We start from the raw sequence: 19,469 nt of genomic DNA on the forward strand, positions 1-19,469 counted from the left end.
TTTATATTACATTAGTCCAATACAAATAAACCTACTTTTACATCATATGAAAACCCAAGAAAGCATTAATGATTTAGACTTTATCTTATTAAATATTGGATATGCTGAACACAATGCCGATTGGAACTGGAAAGGAATAAGTAGTCCTTTTGTTAGATTACATTTTGTGGTCAAAGGTAAAGCAAAGATTCATCTAAGCAATGAAAGTTTCGATCTGCAAGAAAATCATATGTATTTAACCCCCTCCTATGTTCAACACAGTTATGATTGCGAGGGCGAATTTCATATTTTCTACATTCACTTATACGAAAATCTAGATAGAAAAGCCAGCATTTTTGATAGGTATAAGTTCCCTTTTGAAATACCTGTTGACGAATTACTTGTCATGCTTATTCATAGATTGTATTCCTTAAATCCAGCACGGGAATTAAAGAAGTACGATCCCACAACGTATGACAATTCCCAAGAACTCATCAAAAATTTATCATTAAATTACAATAATTCAGATGCTTCGAAATTAGAGACGCAATCCATCATCAATATAATACTATCTCGATTTTTGAATTGTTCGATTATTAAAACAGAAATACAAGATCAAAGAATCCATAAAGTCATTACCTATATTCATGAACGTATTGAGCATACCATAGCAATTGAAGAATTAGCTGATTTGGCCAATTTGACTAAAGATCATTTGATTAGACTGTTTAAAAAACAAATGGGTTGTACGCCTGCAAAATACATTAATCAAAAGAAAATTGAAAAAGCACAGTTACTTATTTTGATGGAAAACATCAGTTTAAAAAATGTCGCTTATAAATTAGGCTTTGAAAACATTTCCTATTTCATCCGGTTGTTTAAGAAAATCACGGGTGAAACCCCAAGTACTTACCGTAAAAAACAATAAATTAACTTGAAATCATTATATTGTATCGTTACAATATGTTATGAAGAAAATCAATCCTCAACTTTATTAGATTTCAGTTTTACCTAGGCATAGTATCAATTGTTTTATTGCAGATGGAATATTATTTGACGCAGGAATCAAATGTAGTTACCATAATATTAAAAAAGCTATCCACGAAAAACCAATAACTAAACATGTATTAACGCACGCACACGCTGATCATCAAGGAAGTAGTGCTCAAATTTGTAAAGAATTCAATATTCCATTATTTTGCCACAAAGAGGAAGTGCAAAGAACAGATAGCGGCTTAGCCGTATCTGATTATCCAGCACCTACAGGAAATATCAAGATTTAAACAAAAATATTGGGCAGGAGAAGGTCATCCTGTTACAGACACACTCAAAGAAGGTGATTTAGTAGGAAATTTTATTGTAATTGAAACGCCAGGACATTCGGCTGGGCATTTGTCATTTTTTAGAGAAGATGATGGCACACTCATTATTGGAGATGCATTATGCAATATGAATTTATTGACCACAATTCCTGGTTTACAGTTGCCTCCATACCCTTTCACTTCAGATCAAAATCAAAATATCCAATCCTTAAAGAAACTTTATGACTTAAATCCCAAAGTAATTTGTTTTGGGCACGGACCAGTCTTGTTAAATACGAAAAGACAGTTTGAAAAATTTATCGATGAATTAGATCCATTACCTTATTAACCATACAAAAAAGCGATTCAAAATCATCCTAGGGGTATTGGAATCAAATGAATCGCAAGCTTAACTATACTAATAATTATGATTAAAGACTTATATCATTGCTTTTGGTTGCGTACATACCGATAAGCGCACCAGTGAAGCCTCCTGCAATATTTGTTGACAAAATATCACCTGAAACTGTACCACCTAGATTTTCAAATGCTTTGCCATTTTGGGAGAAATTGAATTTATAATTATCGCCATCAGCAGTTACCTGCAATTTGACGGCTGAATTATCTTCCAACTTTTTCGAAGCCAACACTTTAGTTTCACCTTTTTCAGTTCTTGCTAATACTAAATAGTTTTCATTTCCTGATTTAGTAATTCCAAACACATAGTTGAAGTTTTCACTTTGCAAACAAGTAAGGCCTGCTAAATCTTTTTCAGAAGAAGGTGTATAATGCATTTCAACTTCTGCAGCAAAACTATTGTGTTGTTGTCTATAAAATAAGGCAGAAATTGGTTTCTTTTCTTTGATAGATACTTCTAAAGGTTTGATCCGTACGCCATCTTTCGATAATTCTGAAAAAGGCTCCCTTGGACCACGCAATGCCACCCATCTGTGATCAAATGCATTTCCGTCAAATTTATCCGTAAAAACGAAATTTCCATTTGGAAAATAATCTCCCGAATTCGTTTTGTTTTCTACACCAGAAGGCATAGGAATTGAAGGCTTCAACACTTCTAATCCGCCTTGAAATACTGGAAATTCTCCAGCCCAATCAACAGGCAACATAAATGTTTCTCGACCTGTATTTACACGATTTTTTTCGTTTGGACGAATTGCCAAAAATACACTATACAATCCGCCATCAGGACCTTCGACAATATCCGCATGTCCAGCCCATTCTACAGGATTCGGACGGCTTTTGTCTAAGTGTCTTTGCGTCAAAATAGGATTTTTTGCTGCTGGAACATATGGACCACGAGGATTGTCACTACTAAAAATGACTTCGCTGTGATCATCTGCCGTTCCGCCTTCCGCACACATCAAATAATATTTGTTATTTCTTTTGTAAATATGTGGTGCTTCAATCCAAATCGGCTTTTTGGATATATTTACCCCGCCATCAACAATGATTTTGTCTGTACCAGCAATTACTTGGTCTTTTTCTACATCATAATCCCATATCTTGATTACACGATGACCGGTATACAATTCTTTACCCGGATCCGGGGCATCATTATGAATAACGTAAGCTTTGCCATTATCATCGAAAAATAAAGAAGGATCAATCCCTTGAAAATCAAGTTTAATTGGGTCAGACCAGTTTCCTTCTTTAGGATCTTTAGTTTTCACCACCATATTGCCGATACCACCAGCAAATTGCGTAGTAATCATGTAGAACGTATCGTTATTTGGATTGTAACGAATAACAGGTGCATAAATGCCTTCACTAATCCCCGAAGTATAGACTTTGAGCTGAGATTCTCGATCCAAAACGTGTCCAATCTGTTTCCAATTTACCAAATCATTGGAATGGAAAATTGGCACACCCGGAAACATCGCAAACGATGAATTTACTATGTAATAATCATCTCCCTTTCGCGTGATACTGGGATCGGGATAGCAACCTTGCAATATTGGACTGTAAAACTGTCCTGCTTGTAGCGGATTTTGCTCGTAAATTTTATCCTTTCCTTCATAAGTAAAACTTGTGAAAAGCGGTTCACCTAATTCGGTGTTTTTATTTTTACCTTCTTGGCAACTCATAAATATGGTAGTCGCTAGTATAGGTAATGTCTTCAATAATTTTCCAAAATTGTTCATGTAACTGGTGGTTTTATGTTTAAAGCAATTAATAGATTACAAATCCTCCGTTAGATTGTATGGTAACTTCGTAAAGCCCATTCTTATCTAATTTGATATTCTTTATTGTCGGATTCTTATTGATATCATCATTGATCATGTTGAGGTTTTTAGTTTTAAGCATGGAGATGTCTATTTTGATTTTCATACTTTCCTTTTTGGCATTTACACCTGCTATGTACCATTTATCTTTGTGTCTTCTTGCCAATATCGCATATTGTCCTGGATAACCATCAATGAATAATGTCTCATCCCAAGTAGTAGGAACTTCCTTCATGAAATCTATAAGGAAGGATTCTGCCTCGGTCAAATTATTAGGAGTCAATGCAAAAGGCTGCACAGGATTTTGAAATAATACAGCTGTTGCCATTTGAAATGCATCCGTGGTAAGTCTCTTATTTCTGCTTTTGTTGTCTTTGGTCAAAAAGTCGTTTAAAAACACACCACCAAATTCCATACTGCCTACAGCATTACGAATGAATGGATGTAAAGTCGCAAAAATAGCTTCATTATCTCGTGCATATTGCGAGAATATCAACATTTCTGACGCTAATACAGCTTCACTTCCCACAAAATTTGGATACAATCTTTCCCAACCTCTTGGGAACGTAGCACCATGAAATATAATCATTAACCCATGATCATTCGCATCAGATAATATATCTTCATATAGGCGCATGGTTTCTTGTTTGTCTCCACCAAAAAAATCAACTTTTAATCCTTTAGCACCTACTTTTTGAAGCCATTTCATTTCTTTTTTACGCGCAATAGATGTACTCATAAAATTTCGAGGGCCTTGAGGTGCATCGTTGAAAGTTCCATTGGAATTGTACCATAAAAACACATCTACATTTTTGGAGTTAGCATATTGAATCAATTTCTCCATTCTATCTCTTCCAATATTTGTGTCCCAAAGTGCATCAATTAATATATAAGGATAGTTTAAAGCCAATGCTAAATCAATATATTTTACTTGATCATCCCAGTTCATACTTTGGTCTTGCCATACAATCCAGCTCCATGTAGATTTACCAAACTTGTAGTTTTGTGATGGGGCATACAATGGATCAACCACATCAAAAGGAATTGTAGTCTTGACAATCGGACTTAAGTTATCACCAACAGTTATAGTTCTCCACGGCGTAGCACCAGGTAAGGAAAGTGCAGCTCCCGTACTGCCAAATCCATTATTTTGCTCCTGCTGCGGATAATTAACATAAAAAACACCATCAGCTGAAATTTCGCTTAAGTGCGAAGCGCAATACGCACTGGTCACACCAGTCTCTGATAATAAGACCCATCCATTATCTTGAACCTTAAACAAACTCGGAAAAACAAAACCAAACTGACTTTTTGCCGAAGCTATTGGTGCATCAATACTATACCCACTTTCATAACTAACAGCTGTACGCGCGAAACCAGTCATTGGTTTCATCATCGTAGAGATAAATGCAGTTGTGCTCGTTGGAAATTTGTAGCCCGTGTTCTCTGTATGTATTACAACGCTACGCGTTTCTTTCCAAGTTGGTAATTCATAGCGAAATGCAATATCATTATTGCTTACTTGAAAAATCATAGCGAAAGATTTTTTATCTGCATTTGTAAAATTTGTTGTCAAGGCATTAGCGTGATAGCTAATGTTCGACACCTTGATTCTATCTTGCGAATATTGCTTTTCTACAACCGAATTTTTACTATTTTCGAATGCTAAACCGCTTATAAAATCTCCTTCATTAGATTTAAAACCTAATGGTGATTTTTCTAAAATAGTCTTACCTTTAAGAGTTACACTGTAAAATGCTTTATTGGCATCAACATGTATTTCTACACGCAATTGCTTATTTGGACTTTCTACGGTGGCTACCTGCGCAATTAACAAGTAATTGCTAGCAAGCAACATAAAAGTCAATATATGACGAAGTCTTAGCATATACTATTTTTTAATTTTAATGGACAAAATAGACTTTGGATTAATTGTTAATGATACAGCTTGGTTATTTTTCGTAACATTAACAGAAACCGTTTGCATATTCTTAGTAGCAGTAGTTTCCACGCCAGTCACGCTCGTAAAAGCTTGCGGTAATTCAAATTGTACGGTTGGAATCAAAGCACTACCCTGATTTTGTATGATTAATGTATAATCCAAAGTTCCTTCATAAGCAGTTACTAGAATATCATTATTACTTACTATTTTATCAACAGCAATTCTCCTACGGTCTGTGGCATACTGCGCATAATGCGATAAAACGTATCCTCGTGGAAGCAATTCTCCTTTTACAGTGCCAAACTCACCATCGCCCAACATGCTGTAGTGTCTTTTGAGGTACCACCAGATATAGGCATTGAAATTCGCTTCCATACAACCATGTAGCTCTTTTGCGAATATCAGCGCGTCATTCCAACTCCAGTCATTAGCTGAATTGTTATTCATCAAATGTTCGGTCATCCAAATTTCCTTATTGTGTTGGCGTGCTAGCGGATAATCTCCTATTCCCCCACCGTATAAGTGTGTACCTATAATGTCCAAATGTTCACGCGCTATCGGATCATTTAAAGTAGGATCTGTATACTCTTTTTTGAAATTGACTGCTTCCGCGGCAATAACTTTCACCTTAATATCCTTACCGTGATTTTTTATAAAATTCAAAATTTGCTGTCCTGTCCATACACAAGCATCATATTCAGGATCCCAATCTGGTTCATTTTGAATAGACACAGCCTCAATAGTAACCCCATTTGCAGCCATGTAATCTACAAAAGCATTTAAATGCTGTGCATAATCCGCATAATATTCGGGCAACAAATAACCACCATTACCTCCACCTTGTTGTTTACTACTCTTCATATGTGCCGGTGGAGACCAAGGTGACGCAAATATTCTAGCGCCTAAAGATTGTGCTTTTTGTGCTATTGCTAAGTCTCTATTCCAATCGTTTGAATTGGGATAAATCATCATTCGCAACATTTTATAGCCAAGTCCATTTGGTCCATACAATCTGTCTATTTCAGCCACGGTCAATTGATTTCCGCCTTGCCATAATGCTGGATTTAACATACCGCCAAAACCCGTAATCTGTTGATACGAAGTAGAAGGTTTTACTTGCAATACTACAGGAGGCTTGGTTGACTGCTTTATAGTAATTTGCTTAGATTCGCCTGATAAAATATTTTTAAGTTGAATGGATTGTATGCGTTCCGTATTGGTGTTATTCTCGGTATAATTAAATTGTACACGCGTTTGACTACTGTGGTTAAAACTTCCACCTTTTAGAAAATTAAAACCTGATAAAAATCCTTCAGAAGGGATTATTAACTCCCATTCGGTATTGCTCCAGATTATTGTTAATGCGCCTGAACCACCTTGGGCATCCAAAAGTATTTCTTCCTCTTTAACTTTTAAATCTACTTGAGGAGTTTCATCCTCGGATTTAGCACAGCCAACAATTAGGGCAAACAGTATAAATAATTTAAATATGAAATTAAGTCTTTGCATTATCGTATTAATTATGGTGTTTCATAGGGAGTTTTATTTTCTTTAAATCTTCTAATTCATGTACCGGACGTTCGATATGATACGGTATTGGCATTTTTGAAAATGTCTGGAAATACAGTAGACATGCGTCCTTCCACCAAACTGCATCACGGCTTTGAATTTTTAATCTACTCTGCACGTGCTTGAATCTGTCTTTATCTACATAAGATTCCATGCTATCCCATACACGTTGAAAATCCCTCACCTCTTGTACACCCTTGTCATAGTGCAGACAAAGCTCATCCCACAATGTATTGCCACTTTTCATTTTATAATTCCACGGCACGTGATGAAACCAGAGTATTAAATTTTCGGGACAAGACTTAATGTCATTATATTGCGTGCGCAAAGGTTCATTGTATTGTGCTATGGCATTACTGCCACTTGTTGTTCTATTAAAACCTACACCAACAGAGTCCGCATTGTGGTAATACCAAGGCATCCAATCGGCTCTTCCCCCTGGCATATTACCCCAAGGTTCTGGTCCATAATGATGGTCAAACGCAAAAATGTGATGTAAGCCCAACGGCATCATATAATTCACTACTGCTTCACGCGATGCCATCATCATATCCGTTAATTCATTCACGAATTTGGATTCATTTGTGAAAGTCAATCCAAGCCATTCTTTTGCTATTTCTTCAGATGATAGCTGATGATTCCACGCTAATTTGCCGAAAGCATACCAATTCGCTTGCCCGAAATGGTGACCTGTCCAGTTTGTATCTTCTCCAATATTCGCAACACCCGCTACAGCAGTTTTAGTAATTTTTCGAAGTGAACCATCTGTTATTTTGGCTACAGTAGAACCTTTTCCATCTGAGTAGGTGTCGCTGTCAAATGTTTCTTTGAATAAGGGTGCTAAATATGCCAAGTGATTAGAAAAACCTAAATATTCTTGAGTAATCTGAAATTCAATCATTTGCGCAGTATTCTTCATCGCTCCAAACAATGGCGTAAAAGGCTCTCTCGGTTGAAAGTCTATAGGTCCATTTTTAATTTGAATGATTACATTATCTCGAAATTGTCCATCCAATGGTACAAACTCATGATAAGCTTGTTTAGCGCGATCTTCTTTAGTAGGATTATATACGAATGCACGCCACATTATTGTGCCACCATAAGGCTTAATCGCATCAGCAAGCATATTCGCGCCATCAGCATGCGTACGTCCATAATCTTGTGGACCAGGCTGACCTTCAGAATTTGCTTTAACCAAAAATCCTCCAAAATCTGGAATGATTTGATAAACTTCTTTTACTTTATTCTTCCACCACAATTGTACGTCCTTATTCAATGGATCCGAATTCTCTAAGCCACCGATAACTTTTGGAGAAGAAAAATTAATGGATAGATACACTTTAATACCATATTTTCTAAACACGCTTGCAATAGCTTTTACTTTTTCCAAATATGCAGTTGTCAATATTTGAGGTGATGCGTTCACGTTATTTAGAACAGTAGCATTAATACCAATAGATGCATTTGCTCTAGCGTAAGCTTCGTAGCGAGGACTCAATACTTGGGGTAATTCATCCCATTTCCAAAGTGAATAACCAGCGTAACCACGCTCTACCGTACGGTCTAGATTATCCCAATGGTTTAAAATACGAATATCATAAGATGGAATTTCTTCTACATTATAAGCCCTTAATTCATTACCAACCGCTTGTTTTTGCAATAAATGGTAAGCACCATATAGAATTCCTGCAGGTTGACTTCCTATAATTTGTAGCTTGTTGCCAGCGCTTGAAATTTTAAAACCATCTTTAATCCTTGTCAACTTTCGATCTAAGACCAATTCAATCGAATTTCCTTTCCAATATTCGTCCAACTCCTTCTTCGCTAAAAGAACAATTTCGTCTTTAGATTTCGTTTGAACAGTTCGTTTTGAAGAAATACCTGGCGATACTTTTTCAAAGCGTAACCACAATGAACTTCCATCTTCAGCAAATGTTGAAAGGCAGATAAACGTGAAAAGAATACACAAAATTTTAGTTCTGAGCAAAATCATAAGTATGGTAGATTATAAGGTTTAACTTTCTATTGGTCGAGAAAGTGAAATTGTATAAGAGTAGAAAAAGCAAGAATGACTTTCTTTTTCTACTTTATTTTTGATTGTTATTGACCTTCGATGGTAATTATCTTACCATCATTATCATATTGCAGTTCAATCACCTTCATACTTCTCAACCAAGTTTTACCACCTGAAGGAACTGAATCGTGATAGAATAAATACCATTTATCTTGATAGTTAAGGATGCTATGATGCGTAGTCCAACCCACGACTGGCGTCAAGATCACACCTTGGTATGTGAATGGCCCATACGGATTATCACCGACAGCGTAACACAATAAATGCGTATCACCTGTAGAATATGAAAAATAATACTTTCCATTGTATTTGTGCATCCACGAAGCTTCGAAAAAACGTCTTTCTGTATCTCCTTGTTTCAGTGGATTGCCTTCCTCATCCAGAATCAAAACATCTTTTGGATCTTCTGCAAATTGCAACATATTATCCGTCAATTTTGCTACTTTTCCTGTCAATGCATCTTCATCAAAATGTGGTAATACAGAGCCATCAATCAATTTATTGTTTCTATAATATTGCAACTGTCCGCCCCAAATTCCTCCAAAATAAAGATAGTACGAACCATCGTCGTCTTGAAATGCACATGGATCAATACTGTAACTTCCTCTTATCGGATCATCTTGAGGTACGAAAGGTCCCTCTGGCTTATCACTTACCGCAACACCAAGACGAAATACATCTGTTTTATCTTTCATCGAGAAATACATGTAATATTTCCCATCCTTGTGTGCTACATCAGAATCCCATAATTGTCGTCCAGCCCAAGCGATATCTTCCACGCCTAGCACTTTACCGTGATCTGTAACCTCACCATTTATATCATCCATCGAAAAAACATGATAATCCTTCATATTGAAATGATCACCATTGTCGTTTTCTTCTACACCACTTTCCCAATCGTGAGACGGATAAATATATATTTTACCATCAAATACATGGGCAGATGGATCCGCCATAAAATCACTTGGATACAAATATCTTCCTTTACTCATTACTTAATTGCTCTTCAAATATTAATACTTATTTCTTACCCAATTTGATTAGATCTTGGATAAATGGTTTTGCTTGATAGTTACGATCGAATAATAATGGGTAATCAGTTCTGCCTGGCACAGGAAATCCGTTTTTCCAAGAATCACCATCACCTACACCCCAAAGTGTTACACGATCAATTTTATCTTTATGCTTTAGGTAAAGTGAAAAGAATTCAGCGTATCTGTTACCTAATTCTTTCATTTTCTCCTCTGGCAAACCATCAACGTATGGATTCAATTCCTTGCGGTACGCTACTCTATCGCTAATTTCAGCTCCCATGTTTGGACGCGCATTTGGCAGAACCGAAATTTCCATTTCTGTAACCATCACTTGTACGCCTAAACTTGAAAATCTCAAGATTGAATTTTCAGTTTCTTGAATTGTAGGGTAATCCAAACCATTGTGCTCTTGCATACCTATTCCATGCACTTTTACACCGCTATCAATAACTTTTTTTACCGCTCTGTAGATTCCTTCTCTTTTTGCGGGTAGAGCTGTAGAATAGTCATTATAATACAATTGAGTTTTTGGATCTGCTTCGTGTGCAAACTGGAATGCCAACTTGATGAAGTCCTCACCAATTATTTGGTAAAATTTACTTTTGCGGTATTCACCATTATCCAAAATAGCTTCATTAACAACATCCCAGCCGTGAACTCTGCCTTTGTATCTGCCTACAACAGCGTGGATGTGTTTGCGCATGCGTTCGATCAAAACTTCTTTAGACACATCATTTCCATTCGCATCTTTGAAAAACCAAGATGGTGCCTGAGAATGCCAAATCAACGTATGTCCTATTATTTGCATACCGTGTTTTTCACCATATTCGACAAACTTGTCAGAATCTTTGAAATTGAAAACACCTTCTTGCGGCTGCATATTCTCACTTTTCATACAGTTTTCCGCAACAATAGAATTGAAATGCGTCTCAATTACTTGTTTAGCCTTATCATTTCTTTCCCAAATCTGATTTAGGTTTAATGCTGTACCAATATAAAATTTGCCTTTATAAGCATCTTTTAATGTACCACTCGAAGTCGTAGTGTTATTTACTGTCTGTGACTTCGTCGATGAACATGCAACAAATACAGATGTCACACTCACCAATAGGATTGTCTTTATTATATTCATGTAATATGTTATTATTTAGAGTTTCTAGATTCTATTTCAAGGTTTATTTTATCGATTACATCATCTTCCAATTCATATTTGGATATGATAAACATAGCCACGACAAGAAGAATTGCAGGTATTACGACTACCAACCACAATATGCCCTGTTGTGCAAATGCAGATTGTTCCAATACATTATCTTTATCAAATGCAACGTATGCTAATACCAATCCTGGTACTACACCGCCCAGCGCCATACCCGCTTTGTAAAATATACCTGTCAGTGCATTCACTATACCCGATATTCTTTTACCCGTTTTATATTCGCCATATGATATTACTTCAGGAACGAGCGCCCACATGTATCCCGTTGCCACAATAATTCCAGTTGATTTGATAAATTGTGCAACAAATACAAGCCATATTTGTGATTTTAGAGACGGAACTACAGATACAATGTAGAGCATGACCATTCCAATAATTGCAACAGAAAGGAACACATAGAACATTTGTTTCTTACCGATTGCTCTCTTTATAGCTGGAACTAATGGCATAAAAATAAATGCGGGAATAGATCCCAATGCCATAAAATAAGGTAACATCTCTGGCGATTGAATATTATAAATCATATAATACGATCCAGCCGAATTTCCAATAGCCATCATCGCAAACGCTGTAATGAAGAAAAATGCTAGAACACGTAATGGGCCATTGTGTTTAAATTCTACCCATAAATCAGATACCTTCACATTTTCGGTGTCTTTTTCGTCCATGATTACGCGCTCTTTTGTTTTGGTATAACAAAAGATTAACAATGCTAAACCTACAAGTGCATAAATTGTCATCGTGATAAACCACGCTTCTCCAGAAGCACTTGAATTTATTTTGCCATCTGGCGAAAAATATTGAACGACAATTGGCACTCCATATCCAACGGCCAAGCCTCCAAGATTAGCCATAAACATACGCGTCGATGTCAACTTCGTAATCTCATCGGTATCACGCGTCAACGACGCATTCAGAGCACCGTAAGGAACATTGATCAATGTGTAAAGCATCGACAAACCTACATACGTGATGTACGCATAAGTCAATGACCCCGAAAACCCATTCCAAAAACATAGTATCGCAAAACCAGTCAGTGGTATACCTCCCAACACTAAATACGATCTGTATTTTCCCAATTTGGGATTTCCCTTATCTACTAGTGCACCAACAATTGGATCCCATATCACGTCTATAATACGAACAACTAGGAACATCACACCTGCAGCCGCCGCTGATATTCCAAATACATTGGTATAAAATATCAGCAAATACATGGACACAGTTTGGTAAATTAGATTTTGGGCCAAGTCCCCAGAGCCAAAACCTATTCTTTGAATTTGCGAAAGCTTATAAAAGCCTTTTGATTCACTTTTTACTTGTGCATCTTGATTCATTTCTCAATTTTATAATTGGTAATTTATGGTTTCATTTTACTTTGTGGTGGACCTAGATAAGATCTTTTACGACCTCCAGTATCCAATATTATTTTTTGAATTACTATGCCATGTTCTAATGGACGAATACGAATGTTGTATTCACCAGCAGAATCGAATTTATGCGTTGTCGTATTTTCGATGATGCGCTGTGCTTGCCATCTTCCTAACTCACCTTTATAATTTCCGTTAACATTATGGATAACTTCGGGATGTCCGTTTATAGAAATTGCATAACGTAATCCTTTATTGGCATTAAAATTCAATGTTGGAGATGTAAGAACTGTAAGTTTATGTTCCCCAGCTGTAGAAATTGCTACTTTATATTCCAAGTAGACATCTTTGTCCATAGGTGCTGTAACTGGTAATGTAGTAATAGCTGATTCTGTTTTCCCAAGATTTGGAATTTCTTCCCATTTCACATTTCCTGCATTGTTGGCTTTGAAATAATTATTCGCTTCTATGGCTACATAACCATCTTCTTCTACAAATATTTTTGAAGGATTTGAAGAAGGTTTTATATAAGAAACTGCAGGCATAATACTATTTGGTGGATTGTTCCAACTTCTATAGCCAATGCGCACTTGATCCATCATGTGCTTCCATTTTCCATTTGAAAGTGTATTGAAATGAAGTGTTAATAAGGAATCCTGTTTGAAAGAAGCTACAACTTTATCCGCCCAATAGTTCGCTGCAATGTCATTTTTCTTAAACAACTCATCATGTTTTGCTTTAGCATAATAAAGATCATAAAGATTTGACATGCCATTTATCGGGAATAACACCAATTGATCAAAAGCATCTTTATAGGTATTCGGTAGTTTATTATAAAGTCTGTAAGCATCAACCAATAATTCTTTGTATTCAGTTACAACATTTTCAAATTCATTGTAATTTTCAAGACTATAAGTTCTGTGATCCAATAGCTCAGGTGTGACGCGGTGGTTAAACTTCGTGTATTGTTCTATTAGACGAGCTGCCTCCTTTGCATGTTCTGCTCCAAATTGTTGCGTACACCATGCAATAGTATGATCAAACAAATTGGATGGATTAAATTGTTTTGGATTCCAAGCCATATCCAAAAAGAAAGAAATCGGATATTCCTGAGGTTTTAAATCACCAACATTCACTACCCAAATACGATCTACACCATGCTCATAAGTCAAATTCATTTGTTCCCAAACTCTGGAAACTTGCGAAACATTTAACCATTTTGAATTACGAGGCGCACCAACATAATCAAAATGATAATACATGCCGTATCCCCCTTTGCGTGGCTTAGCATTCAAATCTGGTAACTTTCTAACATTTCCCCAGTTGTCATCACAAAATAATAATGTCACATCATCTGGCACACGCATACCATTATCGTAGTAATCTTGCACCTCCTTGTATAATGCCCACACCTGCGGCGTTTCACTTGCTTTTTTCTTCGTAACGTCTTCAATGATTTGACGTTGGTCTTTTACGATTTTTTCCAATAGCGATACATTTTGCTCTTCGCTCATCGGCTCATCCCCATCTCCGCGCATGGCTATGGTATAGATTGTTTCCCAATCTTTGGCTCTTTCTACGCCACCTTTCCAAAAATCACGCAATGCTTTTTCATTGGTACTGTAATCCCAAGCACCTTTATTTCCAAATCGTTTCCATTCATCTTGTGCTCGAGCTAGAGGTTCGTGATGTGATGTACTCATCACAATGCCCATTTCATCCGCTAATGCGCCATTTAGTTTATCATCATCATAAAAAGCACTGCCCCACATCGCTGGCCACAGAAAATTACCTCTTAAACGAAGGATGAGTTCGAATACTTTTTCATAAAATTTACTATTGTAACCACCAAAAGTGTGGTTCGCCCAACGTGTTAAAGCAGGGTATTCATCGTTTAAGAAAATACCACGATATTTTACCGCTGGTTCATTGTCAGTGTATATCCCCGGTTTGAAGTAGATATTACTTTGTTTTTCTACAGGAATATCCGCCCAATAGTACCAAGGTGATACACCAATCTGCTTGGACAATTCGTAAACACCATAAATAGTTCCGCGTTTGTCACTTCCAGCAATCACCAAAGCCGAATCAACTCCTGCTATAGGATTAGCAATCAATTGAATTATAAATTTTTCGTTCTTGCCAATAAGGTCTTGGGTGTTAATTTTTTTTGATTTTATGATTTGATCAATATGTTTTGAATGACCAATTGTTCCGATGATAATAGTTTTTTTTGCACTATTATTTTTCGGCTTATGCGTAGTTACATTCTCAAAATCTACTTCTAAATTACGAATCGCTCTTGCCACACCTTTCCAGTCTTTTTCATCGTAAATAATTGGCAAAGGAATTCCTTTATCCACTACTTGGAAAAATCCTGTCTCGGATTTAGTGTAAATGAATTGTTTCGTAAATTGAGTTTGTGCATTTATCGTTGTATAAATAAATGCCAAACAAAATAGAAATGCATATTTCAGATTGATCACTACGGAAATTAAGTTTGTTTTAAAATTCAGTTTATAAAAGGTTACAGCAATCCTGCTTTGTTTATACTGTAAAAGTACCAGTCAAATAAAATAGCAAATGGTACATATGTATTATTTAAGAATAAAAATGTTTAAAAAATTGATTTGATAGCTCAAATCCAACATTTACGTTTTAATAAAACGTTTTTGTCTATAAAAGAAGAGAGGGGAATATTTGCTTGCGCAAATAAATCCCCTCAACCTTCACGATACAATATATTACCTAATTATTGAGCAAACTTTACATGATATGTTTTTACGACACCATTATGATCAAACTTCACAACCGCTGGCTCTTGCAACGATTTTGCTTGTGTAATGGATACCTTTACACTTTTCGTATCCGATGAAGCAGTAACCTTTGGTAAAGCACTTAATTTTTCATCATATTTAGCTTCATACAAATCGTAACCAACAATACCGTTTTGGTCTGTCGAACGCACTGGAGTTTTAGGAAGTTCTATTGATTTACCATTAACCAATATATTAATTTGAGGAACTTTCGGTCTGTTCAATGGTTTGTTTTTTGCACTAAATCCTAATCCACTCAATTCATATAAAACTTCACCATCTTCTCCTTCGGTCACCAGAAATATAGCGTTCTTCTTTTCTAAATGATCTACATATTTAGACACATTTACGGTAAATTTTTGTTCTGTTCCACTTGCATTAGCAGGAACTACAACTTCCCCAATCTTTGTACCTTTCCAAGTAGCATTTGCCCATGGACCATCTAACCAAATGCTGACTTTAAATGATTTTTTACTTTTAGGAATTAAGAACAAATTAAAAGCTGTATTATTTCCTTTTTGCGTTCCCTTGAAAGCTTTCAAACCATATTGATCTTTTGCTAAACCTCCAAAACCAAAATATTTGTAACCAAGAATAAGACCATTTTTAGCATGAACAGGCATATGATTGTCCCAAATATCCCAAGAATCTTGTTGAGCACCTACGTCTGATAAATAACTCGCATATCCTGCCGAATAATATTGATATGGATCCAAGCCGTAGAAATGAAAACCTTCGGAAGTCACTTCAGCACCTTTATACTCATTACCTTTACTGTCTTTTGCAGTCCAAATACTATTTTCACCATACGGATCAAATGCGCGAATGCGTACAGTTCCACCATCTGCTACAGATTTTTCATCCCATTCAATTTTTACTGGAGCTACTACTGCTTGACGCGCAAATCCAAAATTACGCGGAGGTCTATGGTAGAAAGCATACCATTGTCCATTGATTAACTCAATACTTCCGTGCGTATTATGCCCTCCGTTCGTCCCTACTAGACTAGTACCATCTTCACTCAAAACTGGACCTCGTGAGTCGACCAATACACCACCACTTTTCCAAGGTCCAAGTGGAGAATCGCCTACTAAATAACGTAATGTAGAGTTTGAACTTCCCATACCGTATTCAGGACCAGAATAACCACTGTATACCGAAACGAATTTATTGCCGACCTTACGAATAGATGATGCTTCAAAAAAGTTGAATGAACCTAAATCTTCGCCAGGTAAAATATGTGGATAAGTAGTTCCTTCAGGATCACGCAATACACCGTAACGCGCACTTGCTGGAATGAATCTATCTATTATTTTTTTTCCTGGACGAAGTGAGTACATCGTATTTTGATCCAATTCAGCAGCTAATGAACGTTGGAATCCCCAATAGGCATAAGCCCTAAATCCGATTTCGTAATCTGGATCTTTTGGATCATCAATTTGCTCGATATAAACAGCTGGGTCAAATCCAAGAATAGATCCTGGTAGCGTACGCTTACCATCTTCTGTAAGGTTGATCGGCTTAAATGGTCCATCTGGACGATGACTTTTTGCAACCATCGCCTCTCTATTTGGGCCTCTACTGTGTGGATACAGGTAGTATTCCTTCACACCATTTCTACGTTTCACTTCCACTAAATCAGGCGCGTACATCACATCCCATTTACCATCTATTTGGTATGTAAAAATTGCACCTTCATCACGCCAACTGGACAAATCTTCCACAGGTGCTGACCACATCCTGATGTCTGGACCACAATAGCTGGTTAGACGCAAATCATGCGAACCAATGATATATGCTCTGAATTTACCTGGTCGATCAGGATCTTCAAACACGCGGGGTTCACCATCTGGCACATGTTCCCACAATGGCAAATATGGATTACCTGCTGCTTGATGCACAAACTTAGTCGTTTTACTAGGTTGTGGCTGTGTACTTGGCGCTTGTGCATAACTAGCAGACAACATCGCGAATGTCGTGCCTATCACAATAGCCATTTTCTTTTTAAATGTATGTGTGTATCTTTTCATAATATATTAAATACTGGTAATTACCAATCATCAGTTCTAAATGGAGATGCCAATAAACCATCTTGATTTATTAAGTTGGCATCATGTGGATTATCCGCCCACGCATAGCGAACGGCTTTGGGTTGCTTAATATCTGGGTGACTCACAATAATTTTATTTCCCTTGATTTCCGCTTGTGCCCAAAAAAACTTTTTGTCTTCTCCTGCGATTGCAAAATATTTTAGTTTTTGGTTTTCCTTAGCTTTTAATTTACTTCCATTGTCTTCAAATGCTATTTCAATTTTGTCATTTACTACACGATAATTTTGATATACTGGACCTGAACTCACTAGCTTTTCATTAAAAATTATGTCACGTGCCCCAAGAAAAAGTCTTTTGGCTATATCCTTTTTATTTAATGGGTGAATATCGTTCCATTCGCCAGTATCATATGTCACAGCCAAAAAAGTGTTTGGAATTCGCTTAGATATTTTAAATTGAGCATCACGAATTCTTGCCCAACCAGAATCCGTAGGTTGATCTCTCACTTGCATGAAATTTGGTAATTGAACAAACAGAAATGGCAATTGCGCATTGTTATGCAAATTTCTCCAATTCGACACGAGCAATTCCATCAAACGTTCATAGGATTGTGCATTGCCCGCATTTGATTCACCTTGATACCAAATCACTCCTTTTACAGCGTAATCTTTTAATGGATAAATCATACCATTGAACAATCCAGAACCAGCTGTTCGCATATTTGTGACTTTGGATCGCAATTGCGAAGCTTTGTTCAAATCTACCGCAACTTTGTATTTCCATTCGCCCTTCAAATCCGCTATGAAATCATCCACTTGTATCTTATAATCTTTATCTGCAACAAATTCTCCATTCCCGCCATTAGATCGAAGCCGCACCACAACCGTATTTTCACCCGATTTTAACAGTCCACTTGGAATATTATACTTGCGCGGAGGATATTGATACCCTGTACTGCCTACAAACTTGCCATTGATAAATACTGAATCGCTATCAGTCAACGTGCCTAAATAAATTTTACCGTTTCGACCCGCCTTATCAGATGCGATATGTACACTTTTTCTGTAATAAACGACACCCCTATTCCGTATGCCTTGCTCGCGCCAAGTGCCCGGAATTTTGGCTATTGACCATGACTGATCGTTATAATCATTGGCAATCCATTGCGGGATACCTTGATCTCTTTCATAATATTTGATGCTATCCAAAGCTTTAAAATCTAGCGTTAATGTTGGAAATTCCTTCAAATTCTCTTGACTGATCCAACTTTCAATTGCCGATCCTCCTAAACTAGACACCAACATTCCTTGAGGAACTTTTGTATGGTTATAAGCTTCGTGCGCATAGAAATACGCTAACGCAGTCCAGTTAATCGCTTCGGAAGCAACACCCGAAAACCATTTGCTTCCATTGGGAATATTCTCTTGCTTTGCCAAAATTGTGTTTTGTGTCGGTACTTTGAAATATCGAATCATGTGGTTATTTGACACATTTATCTCTGGATATTTTTCAAGCAATCGCTCAATAGGTGTTTCCATATTGGACTGTCCCGAACAAAGCCACACATCACCAAACAAGACATCGCGAATGATTATCTCATTGACCTCAATAACATGTGGCCCTCCCGCAGGCTGTGCCGGTAACTCTACAAACCATTTGCCATCATTAGTTGCTTCTGTATAGAAATATTTTCCACCGAAACGAACAGTCACTTTTTCTTGAGGATTTGCCCAGCCCCAAACTTTGAGTTTTGTATTACGCTGCAATACCATTTTATCGCTGATCATCGACGGAAGTCGTACCTCAGCTATAGCTTGCAGTGCTATACCAAAAAGAAATAAAACGAGACAAAGGTTTTTCATAGCGTGATTAAA

The 19,469-nt window shown here is 36.8% G+C and carries 13 protein-coding genes; 3 read left to right on the forward strand and 10 right to left on the reverse strand.

Annotated elements, in window-relative coordinates; genetic code table 11:
* Window positions 1-46: 46 nt before the first annotated feature.
* From FLS47_RS15575 to FLS47_RS18830, 3 genes are all read left to right on the forward strand, one after another.
* Window positions 47-907: an AraC family transcriptional regulator gene (locus FLS47_RS15575; RefSeq protein WP_149915256.1), complete on the forward strand. Its 861-nt coding sequence runs from the start codon at window positions 47-49 to the stop codon at window positions 905-907.
* Window positions 908-1,025: 118 nt separating this feature from the next.
* The gene (locus tag FLS47_RS19090; RefSeq protein WP_394349537.1) at window positions 1,026-1,262 is read left to right on the forward strand and encodes an MBL fold metallo-hydrolase; all 237 of its coding nucleotides are present in this window, start codon (window positions 1,026-1,028) and stop codon (window positions 1,260-1,262) included.
* Window positions 1,249-1,629 carry an MBL fold metallo-hydrolase gene (locus FLS47_RS18830; RefSeq protein ID WP_262713888.1) on the forward strand — a complete coding sequence of 127 codons (381 nt, stop codon included), beginning with the start codon at window positions 1,249-1,251 and terminating at the stop codon, window positions 1,627-1,629. Before FLS47_RS19090 ends, FLS47_RS18830 begins: the two co-directional genes overlap by 14 nt.
* 82 nt (window positions 1,630-1,711) lie before the next feature.
* On the opposite strand, the gene FLS47_RS15585 is transcribed toward FLS47_RS18830, so the two are convergent.
* From FLS47_RS15585 to FLS47_RS15630, 10 genes are all read right to left on the reverse strand, one after another.
* Complete coding sequence (locus FLS47_RS15585) at window positions 1,712-3,439, reverse strand: glycoside hydrolase family 43 protein (RefSeq protein ID WP_149915257.1); 1,728 nt, start codon at window positions 3,437-3,439, stop codon at window positions 1,712-1,714.
* A gap of 28 nt (window positions 3,440-3,467) precedes the next feature.
* Window positions 3,468-5,408, reverse strand: coding sequence for a glycoside hydrolase family 97 protein (locus FLS47_RS15590; RefSeq protein ID WP_149915258.1), 1,941 nt, complete (start codon window positions 5,406-5,408; stop codon window positions 3,468-3,470).
* 3 nt (window positions 5,409-5,411) lie between these two features.
* Window positions 5,412-6,971: a hypothetical protein gene (locus FLS47_RS15595; RefSeq protein WP_149915259.1), complete on the reverse strand. Its 1,560-nt coding sequence runs from the start codon at window positions 6,969-6,971 to the stop codon at window positions 5,412-5,414.
* A gap of 7 nt (window positions 6,972-6,978) precedes the next feature.
* Window positions 6,979-9,024 (reverse strand): alpha-glucuronidase, encoded by a 2,046-nt coding sequence (locus FLS47_RS15600; protein ID WP_149915260.1) that lies wholly within the window; start codon window positions 9,022-9,024, stop codon window positions 6,979-6,981.
* Window positions 9,025-9,131: 107 nt separating this feature from the next.
* On the reverse strand, window positions 9,132-10,097 hold the full coding sequence (locus FLS47_RS15605; RefSeq protein ID WP_149915261.1) for a glycoside hydrolase family 43 protein: 966 nt from the start codon (window positions 10,095-10,097) through the stop codon (window positions 9,132-9,134).
* 28 nt (window positions 10,098-10,125) lie between these two features.
* Window positions 10,126-11,271, reverse strand: coding sequence for an endo-1,4-beta-xylanase (locus FLS47_RS15610; protein WP_149915262.1), 1,146 nt, complete (start codon window positions 11,269-11,271; stop codon window positions 10,126-10,128).
* Window positions 11,272-11,282: 11 nt separating this feature from the next.
* Complete coding sequence (locus tag FLS47_RS15615) at window positions 11,283-12,695, reverse strand: MFS transporter (RefSeq protein ID WP_149915263.1); 1,413 nt, start codon at window positions 12,693-12,695, stop codon at window positions 11,283-11,285.
* A 23-nt stretch (window positions 12,696-12,718) separates the two neighbouring features.
* Window positions 12,719-15,214, reverse strand: a complete 2,496-nt coding sequence (locus tag FLS47_RS15620) for a glycosyl hydrolase 115 family protein (protein WP_223225354.1) — start codon at window positions 15,212-15,214, stop codon at window positions 12,719-12,721.
* Window positions 15,215-15,480: 266 nt separating this feature from the next.
* Window positions 15,481-17,574, reverse strand: a complete 2,094-nt coding sequence (locus tag FLS47_RS15625; protein WP_223225355.1) for a glycoside hydrolase family protein — start codon at window positions 17,572-17,574, stop codon at window positions 15,481-15,483.
* Between the two features lie 20 nt (window positions 17,575-17,594).
* Window positions 17,595-19,457, reverse strand: coding sequence for a sialate O-acetylesterase (locus tag FLS47_RS15630; protein ID WP_223225357.1), 1,863 nt, complete (start codon window positions 19,455-19,457; stop codon window positions 17,595-17,597).
* Window positions 19,458-19,469: the final 12 nt, after the last annotated feature.

The sequence above is a fragment of the Sphingobacterium cavernae genome, from assembly GCF_008520265.1.
Taxonomy (GTDB): domain Bacteria; phylum Bacteroidota; class Bacteroidia; order Sphingobacteriales; family Sphingobacteriaceae; genus Sphingobacterium; species Sphingobacterium cavernae.